The 26563-nt window shown below is 63.7% G+C and carries 28 protein-coding genes and 1 tRNA gene; 2 read left to right on the forward strand and 27 right to left on the reverse strand.

Annotated features, from left to right (window positions below):
- Positions 1–7: 7 nt before the first annotated feature.
- The 7 genes from DDD63_RS08905 to DDD63_RS08935 form a co-directional block, all read right to left on the reverse strand.
- A complete protein-coding gene (locus tag DDD63_RS08905; protein WP_108716068.1) occupies positions 8–1627 on the reverse strand; it encodes an HAD-IC family P-type ATPase in 1620 nt (539 codons plus the stop codon).
- A gap of 74 nt (positions 1628–1701) precedes the next feature.
- Positions 1702–2439 carry a TetR/AcrR family transcriptional regulator C-terminal domain-containing protein gene (locus tag DDD63_RS08910; RefSeq protein WP_164505511.1) on the reverse strand — a complete coding sequence of 246 codons (738 nt, stop codon included), beginning with the start codon at positions 2437–2439 and terminating at the stop codon, positions 1702–1704.
- A 683-nt stretch (positions 2440–3122) separates the two neighbouring features.
- Entirely contained in the window at positions 3123–4382 is a 1260-nt protein-coding gene (locus DDD63_RS12285) for a hypothetical protein (RefSeq protein ID WP_108716070.1), read from the reverse strand.
- Complete coding sequence (locus DDD63_RS08920) at positions 4331–5833, reverse strand: hypothetical protein (RefSeq protein WP_108716071.1); 1503 nt, start codon at positions 5831–5833, stop codon at positions 4331–4333. The genes DDD63_RS12285 and DDD63_RS08920 overlap by 52 nt, the downstream gene beginning before the upstream one ends.
- Positions 5830–7641: an HSP90 family protein gene (locus DDD63_RS08925; protein ID WP_108716072.1), complete on the reverse strand. Its 1812-nt coding sequence runs from the start codon at positions 7639–7641 to the stop codon at positions 5830–5832. Before DDD63_RS08925 ends, DDD63_RS08920 begins: the two co-directional genes overlap by 4 nt.
- On the reverse strand, positions 7634–8143 hold the full coding sequence (locus DDD63_RS08930) for a hypothetical protein (RefSeq protein ID WP_108716073.1): 510 nt from the start codon (positions 8141–8143) through the stop codon (positions 7634–7636). The genes DDD63_RS08925 and DDD63_RS08930 overlap by 8 nt, the downstream gene beginning before the upstream one ends.
- A 20-nt stretch (positions 8144–8163) precedes the next feature.
- On the reverse strand, positions 8164–8619 hold the full coding sequence (locus DDD63_RS08935; protein ID WP_125482487.1) for a hypothetical protein: 456 nt from the start codon (positions 8617–8619) through the stop codon (positions 8164–8166).
- Positions 8620–8982: 363 nt separating this feature from the next.
- On the opposite strand from DDD63_RS08935, the gene DDD63_RS08940 reads away from it, so the two are divergent.
- The gene (locus tag DDD63_RS08940; RefSeq protein ID WP_205647232.1) at positions 8983–9825 is read left to right on the forward strand and encodes a tyrosine-type recombinase/integrase; all 843 of its coding nucleotides are present in this window, start codon (positions 8983–8985) and stop codon (positions 9823–9825) included.
- A 116-nt stretch (positions 9826–9941) separates the two neighbouring features.
- Entirely contained in the window at positions 9942–10076 is a 135-nt protein-coding gene (locus DDD63_RS13205; RefSeq protein WP_276308075.1) for a hypothetical protein, read from the forward strand.
- Between the two features lie 603 nt (positions 10077–10679).
- Here the strand turns inward: DDD63_RS13205 and DDD63_RS08945 are convergent.
- From DDD63_RS08945 to DDD63_RS09040, 20 genes are all read right to left on the reverse strand, one after another.
- A complete protein-coding gene (locus DDD63_RS08945) occupies positions 10680–10901 on the reverse strand; it encodes a glutaredoxin domain-containing protein (protein WP_108716075.1) in 222 nt (73 codons plus the stop codon).
- Between the two features lie 204 nt (positions 10902–11105).
- Complete coding sequence (locus tag DDD63_RS08950) at positions 11106–13121, reverse strand: type IV secretion system DNA-binding domain-containing protein (protein WP_108716076.1); 2016 nt, start codon at positions 13119–13121, stop codon at positions 11106–11108.
- An 8-nt stretch (positions 13122–13129) separates the two neighbouring features.
- Positions 13130–13816, reverse strand: a complete 687-nt coding sequence (locus DDD63_RS08955) for a hypothetical protein (protein WP_108716077.1) — start codon at positions 13814–13816, stop codon at positions 13130–13132.
- A 318-nt stretch (positions 13817–14134) separates the two neighbouring features.
- Positions 14135–14455 (reverse strand): Lsr2 family protein, encoded by a 321-nt coding sequence (locus tag DDD63_RS08960; protein ID WP_108716078.1) that lies wholly within the window; start codon positions 14453–14455, stop codon positions 14135–14137.
- A gap of 25 nt (positions 14456–14480) precedes the next feature.
- The gene (locus DDD63_RS08965; protein WP_108716079.1) at positions 14481–14804 is read right to left on the reverse strand and encodes a hypothetical protein; all 324 of its coding nucleotides are present in this window, start codon (positions 14802–14804) and stop codon (positions 14481–14483) included.
- The gene (locus DDD63_RS08970; protein WP_108716080.1) at positions 14785–14985 is read right to left on the reverse strand and encodes a hypothetical protein; all 201 of its coding nucleotides are present in this window, start codon (positions 14983–14985) and stop codon (positions 14785–14787) included. Before DDD63_RS08970 ends, DDD63_RS08965 begins: the two co-directional genes overlap by 20 nt.
- A gap of 17 nt (positions 14986–15002) precedes the next feature.
- Positions 15003–16061, reverse strand: coding sequence for a lytic murein transglycosylase (locus tag DDD63_RS08975; RefSeq protein WP_108716081.1), 1059 nt, complete (start codon positions 16059–16061; stop codon positions 15003–15005).
- Positions 16058–16675, reverse strand: coding sequence for a hypothetical protein (locus DDD63_RS08980; protein ID WP_108716082.1), 618 nt, complete (start codon positions 16673–16675; stop codon positions 16058–16060). Before DDD63_RS08980 ends, DDD63_RS08975 begins: the two co-directional genes overlap by 4 nt.
- Positions 16668–18716 (reverse strand): hypothetical protein, encoded by a 2049-nt coding sequence (locus tag DDD63_RS08985; protein ID WP_125482488.1) that lies wholly within the window; start codon positions 18714–18716, stop codon positions 16668–16670. Before DDD63_RS08985 ends, DDD63_RS08980 begins: the two co-directional genes overlap by 8 nt.
- Complete coding sequence (locus tag DDD63_RS08990) at positions 18692–19108, reverse strand: hypothetical protein (protein WP_108716084.1); 417 nt, start codon at positions 19106–19108, stop codon at positions 18692–18694. The genes DDD63_RS08985 and DDD63_RS08990 overlap by 25 nt, the downstream gene beginning before the upstream one ends.
- Positions 19105–20154, reverse strand: a complete 1050-nt coding sequence (locus DDD63_RS08995) for an ATP-binding protein (protein ID WP_240611237.1) — start codon at positions 20152–20154, stop codon at positions 19105–19107. The genes DDD63_RS08990 and DDD63_RS08995 overlap by 4 nt, the downstream gene beginning before the upstream one ends.
- 1425 nt (positions 20155–21579) lie before the next feature.
- Positions 21580–22113 (reverse strand): hypothetical protein, encoded by a 534-nt coding sequence (locus tag DDD63_RS09000; RefSeq protein WP_108716086.1) that lies wholly within the window; start codon positions 22111–22113, stop codon positions 21580–21582.
- Positions 22110–22343, reverse strand: a complete 234-nt coding sequence (locus DDD63_RS09005; RefSeq protein ID WP_108716087.1) for a hypothetical protein — start codon at positions 22341–22343, stop codon at positions 22110–22112. Before DDD63_RS09005 ends, DDD63_RS09000 begins: the two co-directional genes overlap by 4 nt.
- Positions 22344–22361: 18 nt before the next feature.
- Complete coding sequence (locus tag DDD63_RS09010; RefSeq protein WP_205647233.1) at positions 22362–23162, reverse strand: hypothetical protein; 801 nt, start codon at positions 23160–23162, stop codon at positions 22362–22364.
- A gap of 91 nt (positions 23163–23253) precedes the next feature.
- Entirely contained in the window at positions 23254–23673 is a 420-nt protein-coding gene (locus DDD63_RS09015; protein ID WP_108716089.1) for a single-stranded DNA-binding protein, read from the reverse strand.
- A gap of 87 nt (positions 23674–23760) precedes the next feature.
- Positions 23761–24471, reverse strand: coding sequence for an LPXTG cell wall anchor domain-containing protein (locus DDD63_RS13210; RefSeq protein WP_108716090.1), 711 nt, complete (start codon positions 24469–24471; stop codon positions 23761–23763).
- A complete protein-coding gene (locus tag DDD63_RS09025; RefSeq protein ID WP_108716091.1) occupies positions 24468–25538 on the reverse strand; it encodes a hypothetical protein in 1071 nt (356 codons plus the stop codon). Before DDD63_RS09025 ends, DDD63_RS13210 begins: the two co-directional genes overlap by 4 nt.
- Entirely contained in the window at positions 25535–25789 is a 255-nt protein-coding gene (locus DDD63_RS09030; protein WP_108716092.1) for a hypothetical protein, read from the reverse strand. Before DDD63_RS09030 ends, DDD63_RS09025 begins: the two co-directional genes overlap by 4 nt.
- Positions 25786–26037 (reverse strand): helix-turn-helix domain-containing protein, encoded by a 252-nt coding sequence (locus tag DDD63_RS09035; RefSeq protein WP_108716093.1) that lies wholly within the window; start codon positions 26035–26037, stop codon positions 25786–25788. Before DDD63_RS09035 ends, DDD63_RS09030 begins: the two co-directional genes overlap by 4 nt.
- A 401-nt stretch (positions 26038–26438) precedes the next feature.
- A tRNA-Met gene (locus DDD63_RS09040) sits at positions 26439–26512 on the reverse strand.
- Positions 26513–26563 lie beyond the last annotated feature (51 nt).

Below are 26563 nucleotides of genomic sequence, written 5' to 3' on the forward strand. Positions count from 1 at the left end.
CCTTCCGTCATCTCCGCAATGCGCGGGTAGGCGCCAAGTGAAACCGTGTTTCACGCAGCGGCCGCCCGCGCCTGCCCGGAATCAAGCGGGCAGCGTTCAAGCCAAAAGCCAACTCCGAACCCACATGCACCAACGCGGGCACAATCGGTCCGAGTAATACACATGCCGCGAGCAGCATCCCGACACCGTCAACCGCAATAGTACCGACGAAATTGAAAAGAATAATCCGTCGTGCACGGCGGGCGATAGCGATCATCGTCGCTAGGTCACGCGGATCGGAACTGACAAGCACCACGTCGCCCGCCTCCCGTGCGACATCTGTCCCCGTGCCCATGGCGATCCCCATATCGGCAACCGCCAGGGCGGGAGCGTCATTCACGCCATCGCCAACCATCGCAACGCGGCGGCCTCGCTCCCGCAATCGCGCAATAGCCGCGTTTTTGTCGGTGGGCAGCCAGCTCGCCCTGACGGCATCAACCGGCAGTCCGAGCTCGTTCGCCGCATGCTCGGCGGCTGCGGCGGCCAGGCGCAGTAGTTCCCCTTCGTCGTCACCTCGCGCCGGAGCTACCCGAACTACCTGCGATGCACCGCGCGTCAGCGTTCCCGTCTTGTCGAAGACAACAGTGCCGACCGCTGGCAGCTGTTCCAGGTGCGCCCCATCCTTGACAAACGCTCCGGTTCGCGCACAGCGGGCAATAGCGGCAAGCACAACCAGTGGCGTAGCAGCTGCAACCCCGCAGGCCCCGGCAACAATCACTACCGAGATCGTGGAATGTATATCTCGCGTCGCAATGTAGGTGACCACCGCGGCAGCCAGGGCGACGTACACAATACGAGCGGCGAGCCTCTCGGCGAGTCGCTGCACGGGCGCCCGCGATGACTGTGCTTCCCGTACCGCGGCAACGATGCGACCATACGATGACTCCTTGCCACTTCGCTCAACCCGAATCCGCAATGCGGCTTGGGTGATGGAGCCCACATAAACCCGCGAACCGGGAGCGACAGCAACCGGCATCGACTCCCCAGTAATCCGTGACTGGTCCACATCAGCCACGCCCATTTCGACGACGCCATCAACCGGTATACGCCCACCGGGAACCACGGCGATTAGTTGACCGGCGACGACGCGGTCACGTGGTATCTCATAGACACACGACCCTCCCACCACACGAACCGTGTCCGGAAGGAATGACATCGGATTGGTCAATGCCTCCCGCCCACGATCCATAGAGAGGTCCTCCAGGATCTCGGCTGCGAGCACAAATACCGTGATGAGAAGGGAGGTCATGCGCTCTCCCACCGCTGCCGCAGAAGCGGTGGCCAGCAACATGGAAAGCTCCATGCTCATACGTCGCGCGTGCATGTCTTCCAAAGCTTCACGCACAATCGGCCAGCAGCCGAGAATCAGACCACAGCCGACCGCAGCAACGGCAATCCATCTTTGCCAGGGAGTCTGCTCGATGACCCAAACGAGAATGGTAGTTACTACAAGAGCACCCACTCGGACGAGATCACTGGTATCGATACGCGACCACAGTGATCTCTCCTGGTCATTGATGCCGCCCTCGCCGTCATTCGACTCTCTGGCACGGAAACGGGGCCAACGATCAAGCTGAGGGGTTGCCATCCGCAGGTCCTTTCAGCGACTCATTGTGGAACTCACACCTATCGCAAAAAGATCTGCGTGAGCCCCACAAGGAGTCACCGAAGGAACTCAGGAGTTCTGGCGCCCCACAAGCCATCGATCACAAGATCGATCTTGCGATCCATCCACTCGAGCTGTGCATCAATCTGGTCGACATCGGGTGCCGTTCCCAGCAGCGTACCGCCATCGGGATCCAGGTAGCGTGCCCGCATCACGTCAATTCCAGCCGTTGTACGTGGCTCGTCTGCATCGGGATCGTCGTCGAGAGGCTCCGTTCCCTCCACGACGTACACGGCCGCTTCTTCCTCTTCCAAAGCCTGCCGCGCCTCCATTGCCTCCACAACGCCGCGTGTGAAGATGACGGTGTTACCGATGAGATCGGCCGCCAACATCGCGTCTTCGCGGCTCAGACCGCCATCGACAAGGGCTCGCACGGCCCCCATCGAACGCTGTGAGAACGGGCGACCAGTTCCCGGAATCGCCTGCAGTACGCGCGCAAGGCCCGGGTACTTCGCCATAACGTTCCAGAGCCGCTTTGCGAACTCGCGGATCGCTTCATCCCACGCGGGCGGTAGATCGTCGAGATCTAGATCGTCCACCATGCGCTCCAAGCATTCCTGAAGCACATCATCACGCGAAGTAATCACGCGATACAGGGCGGGGGTCCGAACATTCAATCGCTTAGCTATCCGCGCCAACGTGAAGTCGGCGATGCCAATATCCAGTGCTACCCGAATAACATCTTCACGGGAAAAGCCAGGCTTCGGACCCGTCTTCTTACGTAATGTTGTCATGCTATAAATCGCCGTTGACCATCCGCATTTACCTCTGCCTCTGGGCGGAAGCTCGTCGGCGCTCCTCTTGGTATTAAGACTACAGCCAGTAGAGGGTATTAAACGTACTAAAACCGCAGGTGTATCGGATTCGCTGGAAGGGTAACGTTGCAGCATAGGCGGGAAATCCGCTTGACTTACCGCCAAGATTCACAGTTAAGAAGACACCAGAAATTGCGATGTTGTTTCGATCACAAAGCCATAAACATCCGATATCTGGTCAGCTGCTTTTAGGACAGTCCGCAGGGCACACCCTGCAATGGAAAAATGTAAGGTGATTCAATGTCGAATCTTCCCGCTAACACAAGAGATTCGTCTCCTCCCCTTCAACCGGAAATCCCGCAACACTAGAGAGAGACTAGCCGTCCTATACAATGCTTTAATGGGTCCTGCTCGATTTGTGTTCGCCACATCCGCTAAGACAGGGGCGCACCGCAGCTGCTGGAGGTCGCACCGCGCATACCGCTTCCACACACACCAACCTTGCACGCATTCCCCCCGTCCACACTCGACTCAGGCATCCGCGTCTGGCGCCGGTCTGGTTCGCACCTTCCCCGTGAGGCTCGTCGGGATCGACTTGCAGTAGCGGGTACCTCGATCCCACGGCGGCGTTGCGTACCCTGGCGGCGCGGACAAGCAGGGATCTACGGCTGCCCGTCCTCGAAACGATCCATGAGGCTGCGGTACATTCCTCGCAATTCATGGCCTTCGAATCGTTCATCGTCGAGTATGCGGCTCGCCAACGCCGCCTTCTCACGCGCCGTTTCGACCGACCCCTCCATGCGATACATATTGGCTAGAATCAGCAGCTGCCTGAGATAGCTCTCCTCGAAATCCACGGCAATACGCCGATACCATTCGACGCCGGCCTCCTGTAGGTCCAACGCTGTGCGAATACGGCCCACCGCCCAATACAGTCGTGCCGCTCGCGTACACCACACGGCTTCGCCCTGCGCAGCAACGTAATCGGAATCCGTCACAAGCTCGCCCGTGGGCACGCTTCCGGCCACCTGCGCGAAGAGTTCATGCAGCCGATCAAGCATCGCCTCAAGCTCGGCTATATCCTCATCTGCATGTTTGCCTGGACGGAAGGCAAGAACATCTGCACGCTCCCACAGCGCATCGATCAGTGCCTTCGTATTCTGAGCACTCTCAGCAAGACGTATGACATGAGCCCACGTGGCAATCGCGCGCGAGTGTTGATCACTGGAACGCAGAGAATTCGCCGCACTGCCGAAACAGTTGATTGCTTCGTCCACATCACCTGCCAGTTCGCGCAAGTCTCCCAGGCGTATGGCGGTTTCGGCAGCTCCGCGTTCGTCGGCGATTGCATTCAAGCCGGCCAGCATGTGCCGAAGAAGCGCCTCCACGAGTGGCGAGGCTGTCGTCAGCCCCTCCAGATAACCGATTCCGAGCTGGGCAACCTCGGCAGCTTCCAAGTTCCGCCGCAAATTGACCAAAGCGGCTGAAAGCGCCTCAGCGAATGCAGCAGCCCGCAGGTTGAATCCCGCTGCTGCACACAGATTCAGACCCTGGCGCGCATAGTCGAGCGCCGCTGCGGAGAATCCCGCTCGAACGCTGGTTACGGTCAACACCAGCAGAGCTTCCAGTCGCACTCCTAACTGCTCGCTTGAAACGGTGCGCATGGCGCCATCTGCGAGCAGCGCAGCCTCGGCATCCTGCCCTTGGTCACACAGCCTCCACGCCTGATCGATCACCGCCCAGGCGGCGTCGTCCTCACCGGTGTGGTCAACGCGTGAAGTCGGTGCAGTCGAGACGTCGGAATCAAAACACGTCAATATCGCGTTGTCCTCGCCCAGGGCCGCCCCCAGCCGCCCACGCAGTCGAACCCCTAGTTCACCCTTGGGCAGCCGATTCTCACGCCCGTAGGCCAAACGTTCCATAAGTTCCACCGCATATGCACTGCGGCGGACCGCGCCGACCTCCTCCGCACGGGCAAGCAATTGCGCGTAGTCCATATCGCGCCACGGTCCGCGAACGTCGACGGCGACGACGGGTGGTAGCGCCGTTCCTTGTGCCGGTAGCGGCGTCGGCGCCTCGTCTCCCACACGCGGTGGTGTACCGGGCTCCGTACCTCCGGAATAACGGTCCTGTGCTGCCGGTCCTGCAACGGCGCCACCCGCCGAATCCTCGGGCCGGATAGGCGGTAGTCGATGGCATCCTCACCTAGCAGCCCTGAGGCGTCGGGGATCTGTGGCGCCTCTTGTGCAAGCGGGCGTCGAGCGAGGTACCGCTCCACTGAATCCTGCCAAGCCGTCCTCGTTACCCCCGGCCTGCCGTCAAGCTGCCGCGCAATATCGCGAGCCAGTGATGTGAACCACTCCTCGGCCTGCCGCAGGGTGGGATTCGTCAGCGTTTGCCGCGGCGCGGCGTCGAGTTTGTCTCCCGGCAGCGTCACCGGCAAGACCTCGCGCTCATGATCCCCCGGCAACGCACTGACCACGTTGGCGGCGGAACAGGCCAAGCGCAGCAGGCTGATACGTCTTCCCACCTGCGGCCACCGCGGCAGATGCCTGAGCAGGATTCGGCGGGCGCGTTCCAGCCGTTCCGGCCGACCGCTGAGATACAGGTAGTCAAGGTGCTGGTAGAGCGATCCGGTCTTCTCCGCTCGTGTCTGGTAGTCGCGATACACCCGCAGATGTGCCGCCCACGCCTCCGCATCACGTCCGGTACGGAACCAGGGTTCGAGCAGCATGGATAGCATCGAGTTTGGCTGGTTGCTGCAGCGCCTCCCTTCGGCAGCGAGCGCCGCGTCTCCGACCCGTGCTGCCGCCTCCCAGTCCCCGCAGTCAATCTCGTAGTAGACCTCGTCCTCGGGGTCGCAGGCAGTGCAATCGGCGAGGCGTGTAACCGGCGCGTCCTTCCACTGCTCGTAGAAGCCCGCCGCCATCTCCATCTCGCCGAAATTCTCGTACAGGCTGTTGGCCTGGCTGTAGTACGGACGTAGCGACTCTCCCATCTGCAGATAGAACAACCGCATCTCTTCGAGAATGTCAAGGCATTGCTGACGGGCAATCTGCGGCAACTGTCGCACGGCAATCAGCACGTACTTGAAACTCCACCCATACAGGTAGAGCGAGTCGTCATCGAAGAGTTCCGGCTTCTCGCGGTACTTGTTGGTGCACCACACGAAGGGTACGAGCAGTTTCGCGAACGCTTCCGTTTCTAGATAGGCGTGGCACAGCGAGAGATTAGCGCGAAGAGCAATATGCTCCTCGCCGGCCTCTTCGGCCTGCATGGCGAGCTGAGCCCACAACTGGTTTGCCCCCGGGCCGGTTGGCGTATTCGCAGCTTCGTCCCATAGGGCGAGGAGATCCTCATGGCTGGCGGTCATGATCGTCCTTTCAACGACAGTTCGATGAGGCTGGTGAAGGTTTGGTCCGCCCAGGATCGAGCCTGCACATCCATCGGATGCTGGCCGGCCAGCAGTGCTTGCACATACAGTCCACGCACAGCCGCCTGCAGCAATTGATCGTCTTTCGCACCGGCTAGCTGGTTGATCACGGGCGAGCGGGCATTGAGAACAAGCAGTGGTCGGCGAGAGTCGCCAAAGGGATCGGCCGCATCAAGCAGGGCTCCCCATACTCCCTCCGCCCGGTCACGCACCGCTTCCGCGAGCGCCTGCCCTGCAATCTCGGCGTCGGGAAGAAAAAGTACCGACAGGGATACGGGCGCGAATGCGCGTAACACCACCTCCACGCCGGCCGGGTCGAGGGCCGTTTGAGCCGCTGCGAGGGCCGGACGCATACGCTGCCGCGTATCCTCCGGCGGTGCGACGAGAACGCCGAGTACCTCCGCGGGCTCCAGTTCACCGATAGCCCTCTCCGGGTTGTCAAGCGCGAATTGAGCCACCAGATCGGCGTCGAAGGCGTAACCGCAGTTGACGATGCATAACCCATTGGCACGCGCAACCGGCTCCAAGGACCGGAAGCGGCTGGCAGTGCGCGTGTACCGGAATGCTCCGAAGCGCTCCAACACCTGCGTGAATGTTTGCTCTCCTAGAGAAGTTACGAAGGGTACTGTTCGTGCTACCATCTCGCGAGTGGGTGCATCGGAAACCGCCATGGCCTTCAGTCCGCTGACGTGGACGGCGATGAACTCGGAGAAGAGCTTCGGGTCCGTCGTCGAGAGCCTCGTCAACCAGGTACGAATCTGTTCGCCGAGTGCTTCGCGTGTCGTGGCCAGTAAGTCGTCGTCGAACAACCCCTCCCGCGAGGCCGTGGGATGTAGATGTTCGGCATCGATTACGACTCGTGCGAAATACGCCCATTCGGGCAACAGCTCGGTGATGCGTGAGCCAAGCAACATGCGCCGCAGATAGACCCGGTGACGCGTCTCCTGGCCGGGATGAGCGCCGGTCGGCAGGATGAAGGCGCGACCCTTGACGCCGGCCTCCGGAACCTCCACCGGCACAACGGCGAAGGGATGGAAGCCGAAGTTTGCGGCGCACCAGCTGACGGCGCCCGCGCTGTTCTCCTCCCACGGCGCACGACGAGCGGTTAACACCTGCGATTGTCCTTCGGCGCGTAGCTCAACCGGGATCGGCAGGAACTCACCGTATTCGGTTATAAGCCGGGACAGCGAGGAGAAGGTGAAGGGATCCTCACCGGGCAGGGAATGTAGAAGCATCTCGGTTCCCGGTTCGGTCAACGGCTCGACGGCGGTGGTGACAACCCAGGTTCCGTTGGATCTTCCCTCCCACTGGATGGTCCGAGCGTCCCGGTCGGCGGCGGAGCGCGAACGTACGGTGATCGTATCGGAGACCATGAAACACGACAGCAGCCCGATACCGAACTGCCCGAGGAAGTCTGTACGAGCCATTCCGAACTCATCGCGTTTTGAGGTCGCCCCGATGGTTGCCAGTAGCTCAGCCGCCTCGTCGGTCGTCAGCCCGATTCCGGTATCACGGATGCGTAGGATCTGGCCCTCGGCACTGAAGGTTATCCGCGCCGGGCACGACGGATCGATACCACGCCGGGCAGTGATGGCGTCGACGCCATTTTGTAGCAGCTCACGGACGAATACCCGGGGGCCCGAGTACAGATTGCGGCTGAGAAGCTCTACCAAACCGGCGAGGTCGACCTGGAAATTCTGGGAGGCCGGCGTGTGCGGAGACTCAGGAATCTGCTGCAGATCAGACATTGGCTTGCGGCTCCTGCCCCCGTTCAAAGCCCTCGACCAGTTCTGTGCACGCGGCCAGTGTGGGTTGCAGATACTCGCGCAGCTGCACGTCACTCATTCCCTCACCGATGAAGACGGTGGACGAGGCTCGCACGCACACACGCGCTTCGTCGTCGTAAGCAGGTAGTAGCCGTACCACATGTGGAATGTCCGGATCCCCGTTGAACGTATTCAGCTGCCCGGCGAATTCACCAACGATTTCACCCGAAAAACGCGCGGAGCCCACGTGATTGAGTTCCAGGAAGTTGCCGTTATTCACACTCCATATCTCGATGTCGCGGCCATCGCGCGAAGCGGTGATCGGGTACTCCGATCCCTCTTCAGCCGTGACCTCCCAACCCAACTGCTCTATCATGGAGCGCAACCGCGCCAGATCCACAGGCGCGACGGCATCTTCCGGGCCAACCTGCCGGAACCATTCCAGGTTCTCGTTTGCACTCTCGTTCACATTCTCGTTCGCCATACCCGACCTCCGGCCACTCGCTACTCTTCCGTTCCTGTGCCGCGCTCCGTACCGTCGCGACGCTCCGCCACGATCTCGGCGATCCGCTGATCGTGCTCGGTCACGGTGGACGCACAGATATCAATCGCGCGGCGTACGAGACTCAATAGCTGCACATCGGTTGCACCGGCACTGATCACTGCATCGAAGGACGCCTTTATGCGGCAACCATCAGCAACTCTCTCCACACTGCATGCCGCCAGCAGCCCAGCTGCGCCGGGACCGGCAACGAGTTCAAGCGCCGATGCACAATCACGCGCATCGGTGTAATGAACCGTCGATATCGCGGTGACGGCGAGTATCTTCTCCCGACGGCGCACTTCTGTGACTACATCGGAGTAACTGCGCCGCAGAATATCGCCGTCACGGCGCACTGCTCCATCGTTAGGGCGAAGCAATGACTCTATGCGATCCAGAGTCACTGACGGTAAAGACATAGCGAGCCTTTCACTGCTGTCCGGCGATGAACTACCTCGGCCGCCCGGCCGCCTGGGTGACATGCCACGCGTAGATAATCTACCTCGCGCAGATATAGGCCATTGTACCAGTTCTGGAGACAGGTTCGGCCGTCTATGGGTCAGGCTCCCTGCGCCGTTTGTTCCGGGGAAGGCGAAGGGGCCGGTCCTTTCGGGTCGGCCCCTTGATTCAGTGGCGGGGGGAGGATTTGAACCTCCGACCTCCGGGTTTGGAGCTTTCGCCGTATACCGGGATGCTGGCGGTGGTTGGGTGTTGGTTGCGTGAGGCCTGCCACCTGTTGATCGTGGGTGTTCTGACGGAATCGTTGATCGCAGAATGTGGGCATGCGCTCACTACATTCACCTTGGGTTTGGCAGGCTCCTCCGGAGTGGGAGACGGCGTTGGATGCGTGGGAGTTATTCCTGCGTGCTGGCGGTCGGTCTGAAAGTACTATTGTCACGCGTTTGCGTCATATCCGGACGTTTGCGCGTGCTTGTGGGCTGGCTCCTGAGGAGGTGACGGAGGAGCAGTTGTTGCGGTGGGTAGGTGCGCAGCGTTGGGCGCCTGAGACCCGGCATTCTATGTATGTCTCACTGCGTGGTTTCTTTGGTTGTGTTTCGCGTATGTGGGGTTGGGAGAATCCTGCGGCCAGTTTGCCGATGGTGCGCCGATCAATTCCTTTGGCGCGTCCGGCGCCTGAGGAGGTTTTGGCGGAGGCGTTGGCTCATACGGATTTGCGTGTTGGGATGATTATTCGTATGGCGGCGTGTATGGGTTTGCGGTGTTGTGAGATCGCACGGGCTCATCGGCGGGATCTTACGCATGATTTGTTCGGTCCGGTGCTGCTTGTGCGGGGTAAGGGTGGTCGTCATCGGCCTGTTCCGATGCCGGCGGATATTTACGAGGATTTTGTGCGTATCACAGATCGTACAGGTGGCTGGTTGTTTCCCGGGAAGATTGACGGGCACTTGTCGTCGCGGTGGGTGTCAAAGCTTGGGGCTCGGGTTTTGCCGTCTCCGTGGACGATGCATACTCTTCGGCATCGGTTTGGTACTCGTGCGTACGCTGTGGATCACGATATCGTCGCTGTACAACTCCTTCTGGGGCATTCCCAGCTCACGACGACTCAGCGCTATGTGCTGCCGGCGCAGGAGGCCCTGCGTCGCGCGGTTGACGGGGCTGCTTAGGCCTGTTTTGTGTCGGTGGTGCGCTGTATTCTGGGAGTGGCTCCCTTGGGCTGGACCAGAGCTCTCACAAATTGTAACTTTGCTGAGTTCTGTGTCGGTGAGGGGAGGTGAGGTCGATGGGTAAGCGGAAACGCGAGACGTCGGGTGAGGAAAAAGCCCGGATACTGCGCGCCGTGCTTAGGATCGCGCAGCTCCAGGCTTTTAACCTTGCTATTGCCATCGTGGCACTGCTGATAGCACTGCTGCGATAGCAACTCACACTGGGTACACGGTTACGAGCTGTGTACCCAGTCCCATTATGCCAGGCGTGTATCGGCGTGCACAAGGGCGTGTGCCGACTGCTGGCCATGTTTGGCATTGTTTTCCATTACCCCTTACCTGCTCTCTTCCTGGGCCGTTGGGAGCGTAGTGTCAACCCGTAGGGCGGTCTATCGGTGATGTACGGCATGCCGCGTAGCGGTGTGGCGTACATCAGGGATAGGCCGGTCCCAGCCGGAGGGTGGGACTTGCGCGGAGCACGGCGCGGGCCATAATGCGGCAGGGGGAATGGAAAATAGCTACGTGACTACTGTCGTGTCTCGCTGGTGGTTGGTAGGCCGTGCACACCTGCCGCGCGGGATCGTGGCAGGTGTGTGCGGGTGGTTGTTGGGGTCCCGCTGTCCACGTGTGGGCCGGTGGGGCGCTCCGGGCGCCCGGGCGGTCCACAGGTGGGCAGGGGGCTGCCTGGGTGAGCACGTGCGGACTATATCGGGCGAGGATCGGCCTGCGTGAGGCCTGTGGTGTGGGGTCTCGTGATTGTGACGTAGTTGTGGCCCCCGGGGTTTGTCCCCGGGGGCCACGTGCCCGTCCGCGCCTCATGCGGTACGTCGGATGTTGGCGAGTTTGTCGGGGCGGTAGCCGGTCCAGGTCTCGGTCGGTGTCACGATAACGGGGAGCTGCTGGCAGCCCGCGCTGATGAGTTGGTCGCGGTGCGCGGCAGCGTCGAGCTCGCGGTAGGTGATGCCTCGGCGGTCGAGTGCGCGTTTGGTGAGGTGGCAGGCTTGGCAGCTGGTGGTGGTGTAGATCGTGATGGTCATGATGTCTCCTTCCCTGGTGGGTGTTTGATGGTGCCGCTGGGCCGGGTGGGAGGGAGCCTGTCAAGCCGGATGGCGGGGTGATCTGTCGCATGCCGCGTAGCGGTGTGGGACAGATCAGGCCGACAGGCTTGACGGGCGAGTGGACGCCCGGCAGGCTCCATGGTCAAACACCCGCGGAAGGAGCACATGCCGTCGTCACGCTCACTACTGGCGCGTGGGCCTGGCCGCCTCACCAGGCGTCGTCTGGCGGTGGGGGCGGTGGTGGTGTTTGCTCGGCCGGGCCATCCTCGCCGCTTCGCGGCGTCCGCCGTGGTGCGACGTTGGCCGCTGGTGTGCGGCGTGGGTTGGCGGGTGTCGCTTGTGGGGCTTGGGCGATGTGGGTGCGGTAGATGGTGGTGTCGGCGTGGTGGTGGTGGAGGGTGTCGGCGGGAGTTTCGTCATGATGATGGCGGTACCGGCGGGCAGGTCGCGCAGCTCGTTTGGGTGGATGATGTATTCGTCGACTTGGCGGAGGCTGCCGACGCCGGAGGCGGCGTGCAGCCCGCCGAGGGGGTCCCAGTCGTCGGTGGTTTGTATGGTTTCCTTCCATCCGGCTCTTGTGCCGATGTCGTGCGCGATGGATTCGGCGACGTCGCCGCGGGTTTGCCGCATGACGATCCAGAGGTTCGCGTTGGTGCGTACGGTGCCGGCGAATTGTGCGCTGACGGCGGTGAGGTCGGAGTCGAGGTCTTGGGTGGCGAGGACGACGGCGCCGCCGGCGGAGCGTGCCCGGGCGTAGAGGTCGGAGACTTTGGGGCTGGCGAGGGCGCCGAACTCGTCGAGGACGATGGGGCAGAGCCCGGCCCATCCGACAGGCAGGTGTGGCAGGGTTGCGGTGAGGTCGTGGATGGCGAGTCTGCCGAGTGCGCGTGCGGATTCGGGAGAGCCGGCCGAGTCGAGCGAGAAGCAGATGAGGGCGCCGTCGGCGATGGCGGTGCGGAGTGTGAGGCCGGGTGTGCCGAGGATGGCGCCGATGGTGGTGTCGGTGATAGTGATGAGCCGGTCTCGTGCGTCACCGGCGTCTTTCTCGGCGCTGGAGGCTTTGAGGTCGGTGAGGTATCGGCTGATGATCTGAGCGGTTGGTGGGGTGACGTCGGGCAGGATGAGGCGAAGCTCGGCGGTGGAGCAGAGACGGGCGAGGTTGGGCAGGTTGACTGTCCAGGGGCGTCCTGGGCTTAGGAGGACCTGGTTGTCGGCGAGGTCGACGAGCGTCCGGGAGGCGACTTGGATGAGTCGCCGGGAGAGGGTGGCATAGTGCTGGTTGAGACTGGTGTCATGTGCGAAGAGGACTTCGTACACGGCGTCGGCGATCTCGTCGGCGGTGCGGCCGGCGAGGGGGTTGTATCCGCTGGTCGAGGTGGCCGGGTTGACGGTGATGCGGTGGTAGGGGCGGCCGAGTTCGGCCGCCTGGGCTTGCATCCATGCGGCGAGGTCCGGGTCGGCTTTCATGTCGATGACGACGGCCGGGATGTGCAGTGCACGGGCTGCTGGTTGTGCGCAGGTCGCCCAGAGGAGACGCTTGAGGGCCTCCGTTTTGCCGACGCCGGTCGGGCCGATGACGAGTGCGTGGGTCCGGATGACACTGGCGGGTATGGTGACGGGCCTGGCGGTGGTGGCGTCGATGCCGAGGGGCAGGGTGAGCTGGTCTGGCGTCGGGGCGGGTTTGGCGTGTGCGATGGTTTTGTCGAGGCGGTGTTTGGCGGCGGTGATCGCACGTGTGCTGGCGGCGGTCGGCGTGGCGGTGGTCTGCCAGGTTTTCCTGTAGCGGTCGCGCCAGGCGAGATAGATGCCGGCGGCCGTTAGGCCGAGGCAGGCGGCGAAGGGGACCTGGCCGGCCGCCCAGGTCGGCCAGGTGGTGGAGGCGAGCGTGGCGACCGCGGTCAGGTCGAGCGGCGGGGTCCGCAGCGTGTCAATGACCTCGGTCCATGGGGCGGCGTAGGCGGTTGGCCAGCCGAGGAGGACCCCGAGCATACTGGTGGCCAGGCCAACGATGAGGAGGTGCCAGCCGCGGATTTTGTCCCGGCCGGCCCACCGGACGGCGGCGACGATGACGAGGGTTATTGCTGTGGCGATGATGTTGGTTAATGCGGTGATGAGGATGATGCCGCGGCGAATGGCGCGGGCATCGCTTGGCGGTGCCGCGTCGCGGGTCATCCGGAGTTTCGGTGTCGGGATACTCATGGCATTTCTCAGATCGTGTCTGTGAGGTTTCGGGTGATGATTTGGCGGCCGTATCCGGATTCCCAGAGCCGGTCATTAACCGTGGTGGCAGCTTCGTTGATAAGCGTGCTGGTTTGCGGTGTGGTGTAGTAAACGCCTCCGGTGTAATCCGCGTGGTGGCCGTAGGCCAGCATGAGCAGGCGGAGCCTTTGTTTGTTTTTTCGGGTCCATTCGACCTCGTGGCCCCACCGGCCGTTTGGCCCGACGGTGATAATGTCGGGCCAGGCATAGTCGGCTTTTCCGGATTGCCGAGTGATGGGGATGGCCCACGGATTATTCTCCGCATCGGGGCATTCGGAGCGCGCCTCGCGCTCAGTGATGATCCGCTCGACGAGAGGGTGCTCTCGGAGTGTGAGGTAGAGGTGGACGATCGCCAGATCATGCTCATATTCGGCGAGCTTGACTCCCCCTTTCCCGCCTTCAACATCCAGTGCGTGTGCACCGGCCTCGGTGAGCCAATGGACCCAGGTTCGGCCGAGCACCATTTGCCGATCGATGAGCCCGTCCTCGCGGAGCCGTTTGAGGACACGTGACGTCATTGGGGCGCGGGACGTGTTGGACACGTGCGGGAATACTTCTCGGCCAATAATCGCTGCTGGCACGAAACGGAATTTCGCCAGCAATTCCAAGGTTGTATAGATCGCATTAGTACTCATCAGGCACCTTCTTTTCGGGACCACTCATGTACGTGAGGTTTAGGTACGTTCTGGACCATTCCAGCCCACTGTTCCTTTTCCCTGTTCTTCTTGTTTTGCCTTGACACCCCACCCAGCGTTACCTTTCCAAGGTCACACGCTTGACCACCCTCTCTCGGAGTCGTAGACGTAGGGGGAGGGTGGTCAAGCGTGTGACCGCCACTTTTGTGTGGAATCACGCTGGGTGGGGTGTCAAGGCTACTTGTGACCGTGTGAACGGGCGTATGAACAGGGAAATTGTGTGTGGTGTGGTGGGCTGGAATGGTCATGGGAGGCTCCTTAGTCGGCCGAGTGTGCGTGGGTGTAGGCGTTGATTATGTCGGCGGGTAGTTTGCCGGATTCGGCGACGGTGTAGCCGTTGTTTCGTGCCCATTCGCGGATTGTTTTCCGGCTGGTTTGTGCCGCGTTTCGCGTCGTTTGCGGAGCTGGTTTACGGGTCCGTCGTGCGTGGTTGATGAACGGGTTGAGGGCGTCGGTTAGTCGCTGCCGGTTCTCGGGGCCTAGGTCGATTTCGTAGGACTGTTTTCCGAGCGCGAATGTGATGGTTTGGACGTCGTTTGTGGTGGCGTCGATGCCGTCGATGAGGACTGTTTTCTGCATTGTTTCCTCCGGTGTTTCCGCAGTGTTAGATGGTTGTGTATCCGAGGTTGATGAGGATGATGCCGTACAGGCTCCACACGGTGATAATCGCCGCGATTGAGGCGGCCCATGACCAGCCGATTGTGCGCAGCAGTGAGTGCCGGTCCTGGTGGTAAAAGAGCGCAAAGAGGATGGGCGCAGTGATCGCTGTCAGTGCGACGCCGGAAGCGATATAGGGTAGGGCGCGTAACGCGATTCCGCTGGTATCTATCCGGGTGACGTAATGGCACATCGCGAGAATCATGGCGGCCGCCGCCGTGAGCGATGCGGCGCGTTTAAGAGCGTAGATATCAACGGGTTTCGGTCTCATTGGTCTTGTCCTTCGTGTGGGGCGCGTAGGTGGTGAGGATGGCGTGCGTGATGACTTCTGCGTAGGTGGTTTCACGTGCATATTTCTCTCGCCGGATGATCTGGTAGACCTCGTCCGGGATGGTGATATTGATGGCGCGCCACGTGCCACTCTCACGGGCGAATGAGCGGGGATTAGTCATCGAACGGTTCCTTCCTATTAATTGGTGGGTAGTCGGACAGCGATATCAAGGATGGGATCGGAGGTTGCGTAGCGGGACAGGTCGGTGATTGCGACGCCTCGGCCGGGGCTGGAATCCATGACCTGCCCGTCGCCCATGTAAATGCCGACGTGCGTCACAAAATCGATGGATGGTGACACGGCGGCGGATTGGAAGAACACGAGGTCTCCGGGTCTGGCGTCGGCCAGCGGGATCTGCTGTCCGCCGTATGCCTCGGCGCGCATCATGCTCGCCTCACACTTCGCGGTGGCGAGTGGATGGCCGGGGGTGTACATGGGCAGGGTGATGCCGAGCGCGTCACGGACGGCAGTTTGGACGAAGGTGCAGCAGTCCATGCCGCCGGCGCCTTCGCCGCGGTAGGGGCGGCCGAGGTAGGGGCGGCCGGCCTCGACGACGGCCTCCTGTCCGCTGCCAGCGGCTGCGGTAGGGGCTTGATAGGTAGGGATCAGAGCGTGGATGCGGCTGATGTATCGGGTCGTCTCGGCGAAGCGTGGCACGCCGCCGGCGGCTTGAACGTTGCCTAGGCCGGCATTATAGGCGGCCAGGGTCAGGTCGAGAGTTGAGCCGGAGATAGTGCCCTCGGCGCGTAGAGCGAGCACGCTGGTACGCAGGCGGCACATGTAGTGCCCTTGAGACCAGATCGCATCCGCAGGATTCCATATATCGACATGGCCGTCGCCGTCGCCATCCATACCGTGGGAGGCCCACGTGCCGGGCATGAACTGGGAGATTCCTTGGGCGCCGGCAGGGCTGGTCGCTTCGGGCCGCCAGCCGGACTCCTGCTCGATCTGCGCGGCGATCACCGCTGGGGTGACGTCGTCGCAGATCTGGCCGGCGCGCAGGACGATGTCGCGGTACTCGGCCGACACCTTGTCGGACAGGCCGTGACCGGTCACGGCAGCGGCCTGTTGGCCGGTCGTGTCATTGGACTCGGCGCCACCGACCACGATGATGGGCAGCATGATGAGCGCGCCGAACGCCACCATGGTGACCAGGAGGCCGCCGGCGGCGCTGAGGGCGAGCCTGTTGCGGATCACGGTGCTGTCTCCCAGCTCGCGACCCGCCAGCCGTCCTCAGTCGCTTCCGCAGTGATCGCACCGGTGACCTGGTGGCCGGTGTTGGTGGTGATCTGTGCGGTGGCACTCCACGTGCCGGCCGACGTGTCGGTGACGTCGGTGTACTCGATGCCGGCAATCGCGCCGTCGACGGGTGCGTGGAGCTCCGGGTACTCGATGAGCTCGTAGCGCACCTGGTCGGTCGCGATGTCGGCGAGCTGGTCGTCAACCTCCCACCAATCCGCAGACTGATAGATGAGGCGCAAGAACTCGTCAGCGACGGCCGGGCCCCGCTGAGCGATCTCAGGCACTGGCGCGGTCTCGGTGACATAGGACCAGGTCGGCACCGCACTCGGCTCACCCGTCGCGTCCGTGCGTATGGTGGTGGCAGTCGCTGAGTCCGGCACCTGGCTACTCGTGGGGTGTACCCACAGCCACGCGATGACAGCGACCACCATGCCCACGACGACGACAGCAACGAGGACACGTCCCCACATCACCGGGAGCCGGCGCGCGCGGTCAGGGCCGCCGTGGCGGCGTGACGCTGGAATGTCAGGCACACCATCGGCCAGCAGGCCGTCCCATTTGTCAGTCATTGCTGCGCCTCCTCCGCAACAGTGTCAGTCGTTCGGCCGGCTGCGGGTCGCCGCCGGTCATCCCTGGCAGTTCACGCCGCGGCGCGGATGCTGCCACGGTAGACGTGTTGGCGGGCTGGGCTGGCGGCGTGGCTGCTGGCTGTGGCCGCATGGCGGCGGGTTCGGGCCGATTCGCCGATGGGGCCGGCTGCGCCGAGCGCGTTGCGGGCTCGCCCGCCTCGGCCGTCGGTTGCCTCCGGGCTGGTAGTTCCCGGGGTGCGGGCGCTGGCGGGCCGGGCTGTGGAGCATTCGCACCCGCAGCCGACCGCCCGTCCACACCCGGTACCGTGGGCTCGTTATCTGTGGTCGTGCCTGGCGGGGTTTGTGGGATGCGGCGCGGCGCGGCGGCCGTCTCACTTGTAACCGGCGTGGCGGTGGCCGGGCCTGCGGTCAGGCGCGGTGACGCGACGACGGCGGGCACCGGCTCCGTATCCCGGGTCCCGGTCCGGCGACGCCGTCCGGGCCTGGTTGGTCCGGCCGGCCGATGCGGCTGCGGCCTGTCGATCACGCGGTGGGGCCGCGGAGCTCCGCCGGTCGTCGTGCCACTGCTGGCGGTACTGTCAGCCGATGCCTCGCTGCCCGTGTCGGGCCTGGTGGCGTGCCGACCGGGTCGGCGGGGTCGGATACGGCGGCCGAGCATGCTCATGGCCGCTCCCGTGCCGAGCATGGACAGCAGACCAGTCGAGCCCACGCCCAGAATCTCCCGCAGGTGACGGACGAGCAACAGGGATGCGATGGAGGCGATGATGGTCAGTAGCGCGGAGACTCCCCACCCGTAGTCGCCAGTGAGGCGCATGGTGGTCATGGCCACGAGCATGGTCACCATGAGAATCAGGTTCGCGACGAAGCTCATGAAGACGAAGCTGAAGAGCTTCTCGGCCCAGGTCATGCCCCATTGGCGTGGGCGGCCCGGAATGACCCACAGGAGGGCGAAGAACACGCCGACAACGAGCAACATGAGGGCGAGCATGGAGTAGAGGAGCACGGTGGCGTTGAGGAAGATGACCAGCCCGCAGAAGAGGCAGGCGACCAGGAGCGCCGGCAGCATGATCGCTAGGCGTGTGGCGCCGTCCTGCCCGGTGGTCATCTGCCACGCATCCGACTTGTCGCCACCCATGGCACGCTTGAAGTCGTCACTGTCGATGAATTTCACGCGGTCGTCTCCGCTGCGGCTGAGGACCTCCTCGCCGTAGTCCTGGCAGGTGCGCAGGCTGCCGAACTCCGCGATACACCACGGCATCGCGACGTAGGTTCGCCAGATCGCATCTGCTTGGCGGCGCTGCGCGTTCACTGTCTCATCGGACCCATAGGTCGGTGTCGGCCCGGTAAACGGGCTGTCAAGGTCGGTCACTGCCGCCTCTGCCGCTTTGGCGGTGGTCTCAGCACCGGCCTGTCGGATGGCGGTCATGGTCCCGGTCCATAGCTCCGGGACCACGGCAAGGGACATGCCGATTACGCCAGCCAGGACAAGGGCGCCGAACTGACGCAGGGCATCTCCTGTGCCCACTCCGAGCTTGGCGAGGACAAGGACGGCACCGATGGCCAAACAGGTCGGCAGCAGCCAGTCGATCGCGGTGGTGGCCACCGCGCGGACCATCTCGGTGATATCACTGGAGAGCATGCCGAACATGTCGAAGTGCGCCATCTGGTAGGAGAAGGCGATCGCCGCGCGCGTGACCGCCTTCGTGCCACCGAGCAGCACGTTGGTGATGCCGTTGAGGACCGGGTCAACAGTATTGTCGACGACGTGGGTCCAGCCGGTGGATTTCCAGTCGGTGACCCAGGCGCCATCCGGATATGCCTCAAATAGGGTCGGATCCTGCCCCTGCCTCATGTCCGGCACGCTGAACAGGGATCCGACACCGTCGGGCTGGTAGACGGTCGGGTCGACCTCGGGGTCATCGGCCAGCGCGCTACTGGCCGGCAGGAGCACGGCTCCAAGGATGAGCAGCAGGCCTGCCAGGGCGCCGCGACGGCCTAGCCGTCGTACTGGTAGCGCCATCGTCCCCCCTGGTAGTAGAAAGTGTCAGTGGTCTCAACAGTTGTCAGTGAGTCTCGTCCATGCCACTGCCAGCGGACGGTGGCCTTATCTCCATCGATGACGACAGAGTCGATGGAGGCGAGCTCATACCATGTCGAGTTGGATGTGTATTCGTAGGGCGGCTCACAATCCGCGCGGCTCGCGTATTCTGCCGTGTAAATCGTGGTACATATGAGCTCCTGTTGTTCGGCGGTGCGGTCACCGTGTACAGCGACCTCGACATATTCGGTCAGCGCGGCTCGTACACCGTCCTCGGTCTTGTCGGCCGCGGTTGGCTCGTGAGAGCACGCGCTGAGGAGCGCGGCGGTGATCGCGGCTGCGGAGATGAGGCGGGCTGTTAGTGTGGTGGTCATGCTGCTTCCTTCCGTGCATGTGTCGGATCAGTGGACAGCAGATCAGCTACCCGGCTATTCGGGTAGGCGATCTGCACGGAGGCAACCCTGCGCCGTGGATCGCGCATATAGCAGTGACCTGACCATTTAGCACCGGTGTGTGGGTCGACGGACACGTCCCTGACAGCAATCCGGGCCGCCTCTGTTGGCTCTAATCCGAGGAGCTTGGCCAAGGCGGTCTGCTGCGCCTCGGTGTCCTGACTGAAGGCCATCACGGCGACGAGCTGCTCCATGATTCCATCATGGTCCGCGATGCTCGCCGTGTCCTGCGTGTCGACAACCAGTGTTTGGCCCATTGCACGGCCCATACGCGCCGTCCTGTCCAAAAAGGCGGCGCCTTCGCGGGTCGCGGTCAGCATATGCGCCTCAGGAAGGCACACCATTTTTCGCTGATCCCGGAGGGTTTGCCGGGAGCCGATCTGGGTGAGCCAGGCGAGCAGTCCGCGAATGACGGCGGCCTGGACGCGCTCACTGGTGGACCAGTCGGCCGGCGGAGTATCTGCGGCCGGTGGTACCATGCCGGGACAGCGGATGAGGTGGATGCCGGGCCCGGTGCCCAGCAGGGCTCCACCGTCAGCCCGGCCAACAATTGCGCTCCCGTAGATGTCGCTGCGCCAGGCGGTCAGTTCGCCGGCGATCCGCTGCGCCGTGTCATCGGCGGATGCGGCCATGATGTTGATGAGGCGTGCGGTGGAGCGCTCCTCTCCGGACTCGACGAGCCGGGCGATGTGCTCCATGAGCACGGGCTGGGCCCGCACGCGAAGAGCTTCCGAGATGAGCAGCATCAGCTGTCCATGCGACGCCGAGAGGGCCTCCTCAGGGGTCGAGAGGCGTAGAAGGTCTGCTGCGCCGGCGAATCGCCCGTCGACGGCCACAGCGTCAGCTGGGATACCGTACTCGGCCGCACAGGCCACGATCCCACCGTACTGGTTGTCGAGGTCTCCCTTGAGGTCGAGGAGCGGCACCCAGGCTCCTTCGTCGGCCGCGTCCAACGCGAGCAGCTGCATCGCGGTGGTTTTACCGCGGCCGCCCTTGCCGACGATGGCGATGGTTGATGTGTCGCCCCGCCGGGGTGCCTCGGTCGGGTGCAGGCGCACGATTGAGGCGGTCGCTCCGGTGGTATAACCGATAGCCGGCCCGACATCATCGCCGACGACACTGCCGCCCCAGAACCACGAGCCGAAGAAGGCGGGGCATCCATGACGTGTGATAGGTCTCCGGTGCGGACCTGGTCGCACGGCATCGTCTGCATCCACGCCTCCCGCTGCTGGTCTGCCAGCACGTCCACCGTGATGCCGTACTCGGCATAGTGTGCCTGGAGCGCTGTCACGCTGGCCTCCAGGGCCTCCCGAGACGCCTCAGTGACGGAGATGATGCAGCTGGCGTGGACGAGTTCGACGCGGCCGCGCTGGATTTCTGCGGCCAGCTGCTCCATCTCCGCCTCCGCCATCGCAATATTGAGATCAGTCTCCCCGGCGCTGGAGCGTGACGCTTCGCGCCGCTGTTCTTTGGCGGATTTACGGACTTTCTCGACCTTGCCGAGCCCTGCCGCGGACGTCAACACTTCGAAGCGTACGTCGGCCTGCGGGTAGATACGGACCTCATCCGGCTCCCCCTCGATACCTCGCCGGGATACACGCGACAGGGTCAGCAGCCACTCCCCGTTACCCGGCACCTCGAGCTTTTCGGGAAACTCGCTCAATGCGAGGAGCGTCGTGTAGGCGGTCTCGGTGCCGTCGGCACCATAGTGGCGTATGTGGTCTGGCCACGGGATTGCGCGGCCCCGGGTCAGCCGCGCGAGCCGGGCACCGGTGACGGTGCCCTCGCCGGCCAATGGTCGCATGGTGCGATATTGGTCGTGTGCGAGCATCCACGCCAGGGTCTCCACCGGTGCGGGCCGCGCCCGCAGCGGTGTGTCCTGCAGCATGCGGGCGAACTGCCTCATCGTCCGGTCCAGACTCGCCAGCTCCCGCCGCGGAATCGCGCGTGCATCACCACCAACCCAGTCAGTCGCCCGGCGCAACGCTTGCAAGACGGCGGCCGTGTGGCGGTCCTCGATGTCGATGCCGAGCAGGACGTGCCGCTCAGCCAGGCCAAGATCGCTAATCCCTTGGCGCCGGGCCTGCGCCCACGGGGTCATCTCATGGCCGGGCGTATAGGTGGCGCCGTCGATGCGTCCCCACATGATCCGCAACTGACAGGCACGGTCGCCAAGGATACGCTGTGCGGCCGTAATGACGCGGCCTGCCTCGTCAGCCCTCTCCTGGACGGTCAGCATCTGCGAGGACGCGGCCGAAACGGTGAACCACGCCTGTGCTCGATCGTCCGAGACGATCAGCCCATCAGACAGGAGCCTGTAGTGCGGCAGCGGCACAGACAGTGCCTCAGGAATACCAAATGTGCGGCTCAGCGATTGCAGAATACCCATCTAGCTAGTCCTCTCGTAGTGGTGTCATAGCGTCGAAGCCGAGCACGCGCACGCGCTGCCCGATCCTGACGGTCGGTCCTGGCCCGACGGGCCGTGAGGCGGCCGCCTGTGGCGTCCACGGGTCCCAATCACGTGCCCGTGACCCGAATGTGCGTCGCCACCAGGTCAACGTGATCCGCTCCCGTATGTGCAGCAGGTCGTGGCGTCTGCGCGTCACGCCGCCATTGATGACGCCGGCGTGGCCGATCAGGATATACCGTGCCCTGAGCACCCACATCGTGATGCGCCTCCTGCGTGGGATCAGCCCGGACGGCGAAAAGCCGAACCACGCGATAACTCCTGGCACAGCCACGTAGAAGATGAACGTGCGGCGACTTGGTGGTCCGACGACCAAGGTCAGTAACCCTGCCCAGACGATGACGATCACCGCGCAGATAACGGCGGGGCGGCGTGGTACCCCTTCACCCAGGTCCCAGCCCAAGACCGAATGTTGACGAGTCTCAAAGCTGAACGCCCGTGTGAGCACTCGTCCGGTCATGATGGCAAGATTGATGAGGCGACGGCCTTAAGCAGGCCCACCGCTGTATCCGGCATAAACACGAACAGGGCCGCTATGACGGCTCCCACGAATAGGCCGACCATTTTGCCCCACTCCGAGCGTGCTAATGCGCCAACAAAAAAGACAGCCAAGATCGCGATGAGCGCTGTACCTGCCAACGTGAGAATCCAGTCTTTAATTGCATCGCCGGTGTAATCTGCTAGCGACATAAGAATCCCTCCAATGTGTTATGAGATATTGGTGACTTGCCAACGGTCTGCACCGTCGGAGGTCGTCACGCGAGTGATCTCGACCTGATAGGTCGACGTGATGGTGGCCTGACCGATGGTCAAGCGCACAGTGGCTGTCCCGGAGCGCGTATCGCCGCTGCCCGCGGTCACGGTCCAGGCGGTTAGTTCGGCCGCCGCCAGGCCCGCCGGTGGCGTCGGAATCTCAACACCCGGTGCGGTCACCCCGGTCGCGTCCCCGCTGGCCCACGCGGTAAAGAAGCGGTCGACGTCGCTGCGGGTCTCGCCGGTCAGGGTGCGGTCCTCCTCGACGAGCGGTACGGCTGGTAGGCGGGCCGGGTCGGGCACGCCGACGAGCTTGGGCTCGGCGCGCACACTAGCCCGGCCATCCACGAGCTGCATCGGCACGAGGACGCCGACCCAGCCGGCCGGGCCATCCTCGCCACCGGCGACATAGACCGCGACGGTAACATCGATCACGTCCTCGTCCACGACCTCGGTCGCCACCACGTAGGTCGATCCGCGCGTCTCCAGACCGCCCTCACCGCTCCAGCCTGCAGTGCCGGGCTCGTCCCACGCCCGTGACAGGCGGGAGGCGCGCGAGGATGGATCATCCAGGGTCATCCAGGCCCGGGCAACATACTCCGCAGTGGACGCCACGGCCGCTGCGTCCGGCTCACTGGCCTCGATGGTCTGTGGCGCTGCCACGGTCGCCGTCGGGCCTGCTACTGCTGATCGCACCCCGAGACCAGCTAGCAGGACCAGCGCGCCAGCTATGATCACGCGCAGCGCCGTGCGCATGCGCACATGGTTCCGTGGCAACTCCACACTCTGCCAGGCCGCCTCAGCATCTGGCGCCGTGCTGGTCCCGGGCTCGGCGGCAGGTTCTGGCTCAGTCGGCTGGCGCCGGAGGCGTATCCCACGCATGCGTCCGGTCCTCCCCTACACCAAGCGTCTCCTGGCGGCGCTGTGCCACGCTGGCCGGTACCGGCCGCGTAATATCTAGCCCTGCGGCCCGCACATCCACGACCGTGCGGCGATGTGTCTGCCCGTCACGGTCACGCCAGACATTGGCACGCAGCGTGCCCTGCACCACCACCGCCGCTCCCTTCACCCAGCCTGCATCCCGGATAGCCATTGCCTTTTTGCCCCAGGCCCAGCACTGCCAAAACATCGTCTCGCCGCTCTGCCAGGTGCCCTCTGCCGTCCGATACGACTCAGACACAGCCACAGTCAGCGACGCCCGCGCCGTGGACTCATCCCCCGCAAACTCGGGCGCCTCAGTAAGATTGCCGACCAGTGACACATCCATCACATGGCCTCCTCTCTATCCCATACATGTGGCCCACATAGTCCGTGAGCCCTGATCATGGCCGGGCCGCAGCCCGGCCTCAGAAATCTACGCGCGGGCTCTGCGCGCCCAGAGCATCAGGCCGCCACCAGCGGCCATCAGGCTGCCGGCGAACACGGTTAAGAGGCCAGTCTCATCACCTGTCAGCGGCAGCTCTGTCGGCACACCAGCCGCGCTGGTGGCCTGTGGCGTAGTCGCTGCCGGGTCGGCCGCTGCCTGCGCCTCGGCGCGGCCGCGGGCATCCGTGGCCTGCCACACCACAGCGCGTAGTACCTCACTCATCCGCGATGTCGGCCCGCCCACGGGCCGCTGCCCGGTCGTACTCTGTGCAGGATCAGCCACAGGCGCCTGCCCGGCCGCCTGCACGCGAGGGCCTACCGTCTGCGCCGGCGCCGGCACCGTGGCCGGTACGGTCACCACCGGGGCAGGCTCAGCCGGCGCGGGCTCTACCGGCGTCACCGACGGCTCCGCTGGCGCCGTCGTAGGCTCAGGCTCCGGGGCCTCTGTCGGCTGTATCGGGTCTGGCTCGGTGGTGGGCTCCTCGACCGGCGCCGGGTCACTCGTCGGCGCAGTCGTGGGCTCAGGCTCCGGATTCGTCGGCGCCACAGGATCCGGCTCTACCGGCTCCTCGATAGGCGCCACAGTCGGGCTCGGGTCCGGCTCCGTCTCATCGGCCCACGCTGCGCCCCCGAGGCTCAGCCCCAGGCCGATCAGCATGGCACCCGTCCCCGCGGCCCACCGGGCAGTCTTTTCGCTCATGATGCTTTCCTTCCGTTATCTTGATCGGACTTCGTCGGTGTCCTCCTGGCGCGCAGGCGCGCCACCAGCTCCTGCAGCTGTTCGCGCACCTCCGTCGGCATAGGACCGGTCGGCTCCGCCGGATCAGCGACCGGTGCAGCCGCCCGACGTGCGCGTGTGAGGGGTGCAGGACTCTGCGCGAGCTCCGTGACGCGGTGGATGGTGAGGCCAGCGGGATTCTGGGGCGAGGTCGGCCAGGGGTTGGCGTTAAGTGCCCGGTAGATCGCTCCCGTGGTCCAGCCGGTCGCCTGTGCGTGGCGCAGCGCGGCCGTGATCCGTCGGCCGGCGGCCGGGGTGAGACCAGTGCGCATCGGTGCGGGTATGCATGCGGTGATCAGCTGCCAGTCCGGGCCATCGGCCTCGGACTGCGGCTCACCCGGTGGATCCCGTGGTGGCGGGGCGTCTCCACCAACCACACCATCCGGCGGCTGAGCCGCTGGTTGGTTGGAAGGGAATTCCGAGTGTAACGAGGAATTCTTGGATACTTCGTTAGAAGTATGTGCCGCGCTTGACCGTGCCGCGCTAGAGCACGGCACGGTGGAATCTTCCGGCGAGTGTTTCCGCTGCTCAGACCGTGCGGCAACATCTGCCGCACGGCGGTTATCCACAGGCTGTGCCTCCGTCTTGCCTGTGGAAAACTCGGAGTCCGGGTGTGAGACACAGGCGCCGAGGGTGGCGGTGCGCAGCATCCCAGAGCTCATCATGCCGGTAACCTCGGCGCGGGCCTCCTCCACGCTGATCGGCGTATCCGATATCACGGTGATCTCCCGTACCTGACCCTCCCGCCGCGCACGGAACCGGAACCGGTACCCCTGCTCTTCCAACTCACGAAGCCCGCGACGGATGGCCTTCTCCCCCAGTCCACGGCCCATAAACGCTCTATAGCCACGCGGCGCGCCTGGTGGAAGCGAGAGCGAGACCATGAGCAGACTCAACGCTGGCAGGGAGAGCTCCCGGTCATGGATGACCGCATTAGAGAGGGCGGTCGAAGACCGGCGAACAACGAAATACTCAGGCGTATCCGTCATGATTGTCTCCTCTGCACGAGCCCACGATCACGCAGCTCCTCGATCGCGGCAATGATCTCGTCCTGGCTGAGTCCACGGCCGACAAGCTCGTGACCATCGGGCGAGACCCCCTCCACCACGCTCGCAATCACGAGATACACACCCAGCGCCGCATACGAGAGGCCCTCGTCAATCACCAGACGCCGGGGCACCACCATCACCGGCAGCTCCGCTGCCTCTACCCGCGGCCGCGAGGTCGGCGCCGAGATCATGACGCCTTCCCCAGTCCTGGCAGCGGTTCCTGACCATCACTACCCACGTCATCGTGAGTAGCTTGAGGCTCCAACAGAGCCTCGATGTCGGCGCGCCGGAAGCGCACCTGGCCATTCGGCAAGCGAATCGCAGGAATCTTTCCGGCACGCGCCCATCGGCCAAAAGTACGCTCCGACGCGAGGCCAGTCGTAGCCGCCTCGCGTGCAGTCATGATTTCTGGCAGGGATGCCGATAATCGTGCGTCCATGCGAACAGCATACACTCACTGGCAGAGTTGGCGCCAGTGACACACCCTGACGGTAATCGTTCAGGCTGCTAGAATTGGCGGTATGACTGCAACAACTTCACGCGTTGACTACACTGTCGCGCGATGCATCGGCGCCACAGTAAACCAATACCTTTTCTCTGCTGGACAGACAAAGACTGACCTTGCTCGCGCCCTTGGCATTGCGCCGACGAATGTTTCCCGCCGCATGCACGGTCGGGCCGACTGGTCCGTCGCTGAGCTATTGCTGACTGCAGAGTTCCTTGGCGTTGACGTGTCCGATCTGATGCCGCGTCGTGCTGCTGATGGCGGCTGGCTCCCTGCGCCGTTTGTTCCGGGTAAGGCGAAGGGGCCGGTCCTTTCGGGTCGGCCCCTTGATTCAGTGGCGGGGGGAGGATTTGAACCTCCGACCTCCGGGTTATGAGCCCGGCGAGCTACCGAACTGCTCCACCCCGCGTCGGCCTATCCAGTCTAGTCCCGAACCAAGCAGTGTTCAAAGTGCGGATCC

Source organism: Actinobaculum sp. 313 (assembly GCF_003073475.1).
In the GTDB taxonomy this organism is placed as follows: Bacteria; Actinomycetota; Actinomycetes; order Actinomycetales; family Actinomycetaceae; genus Asp313.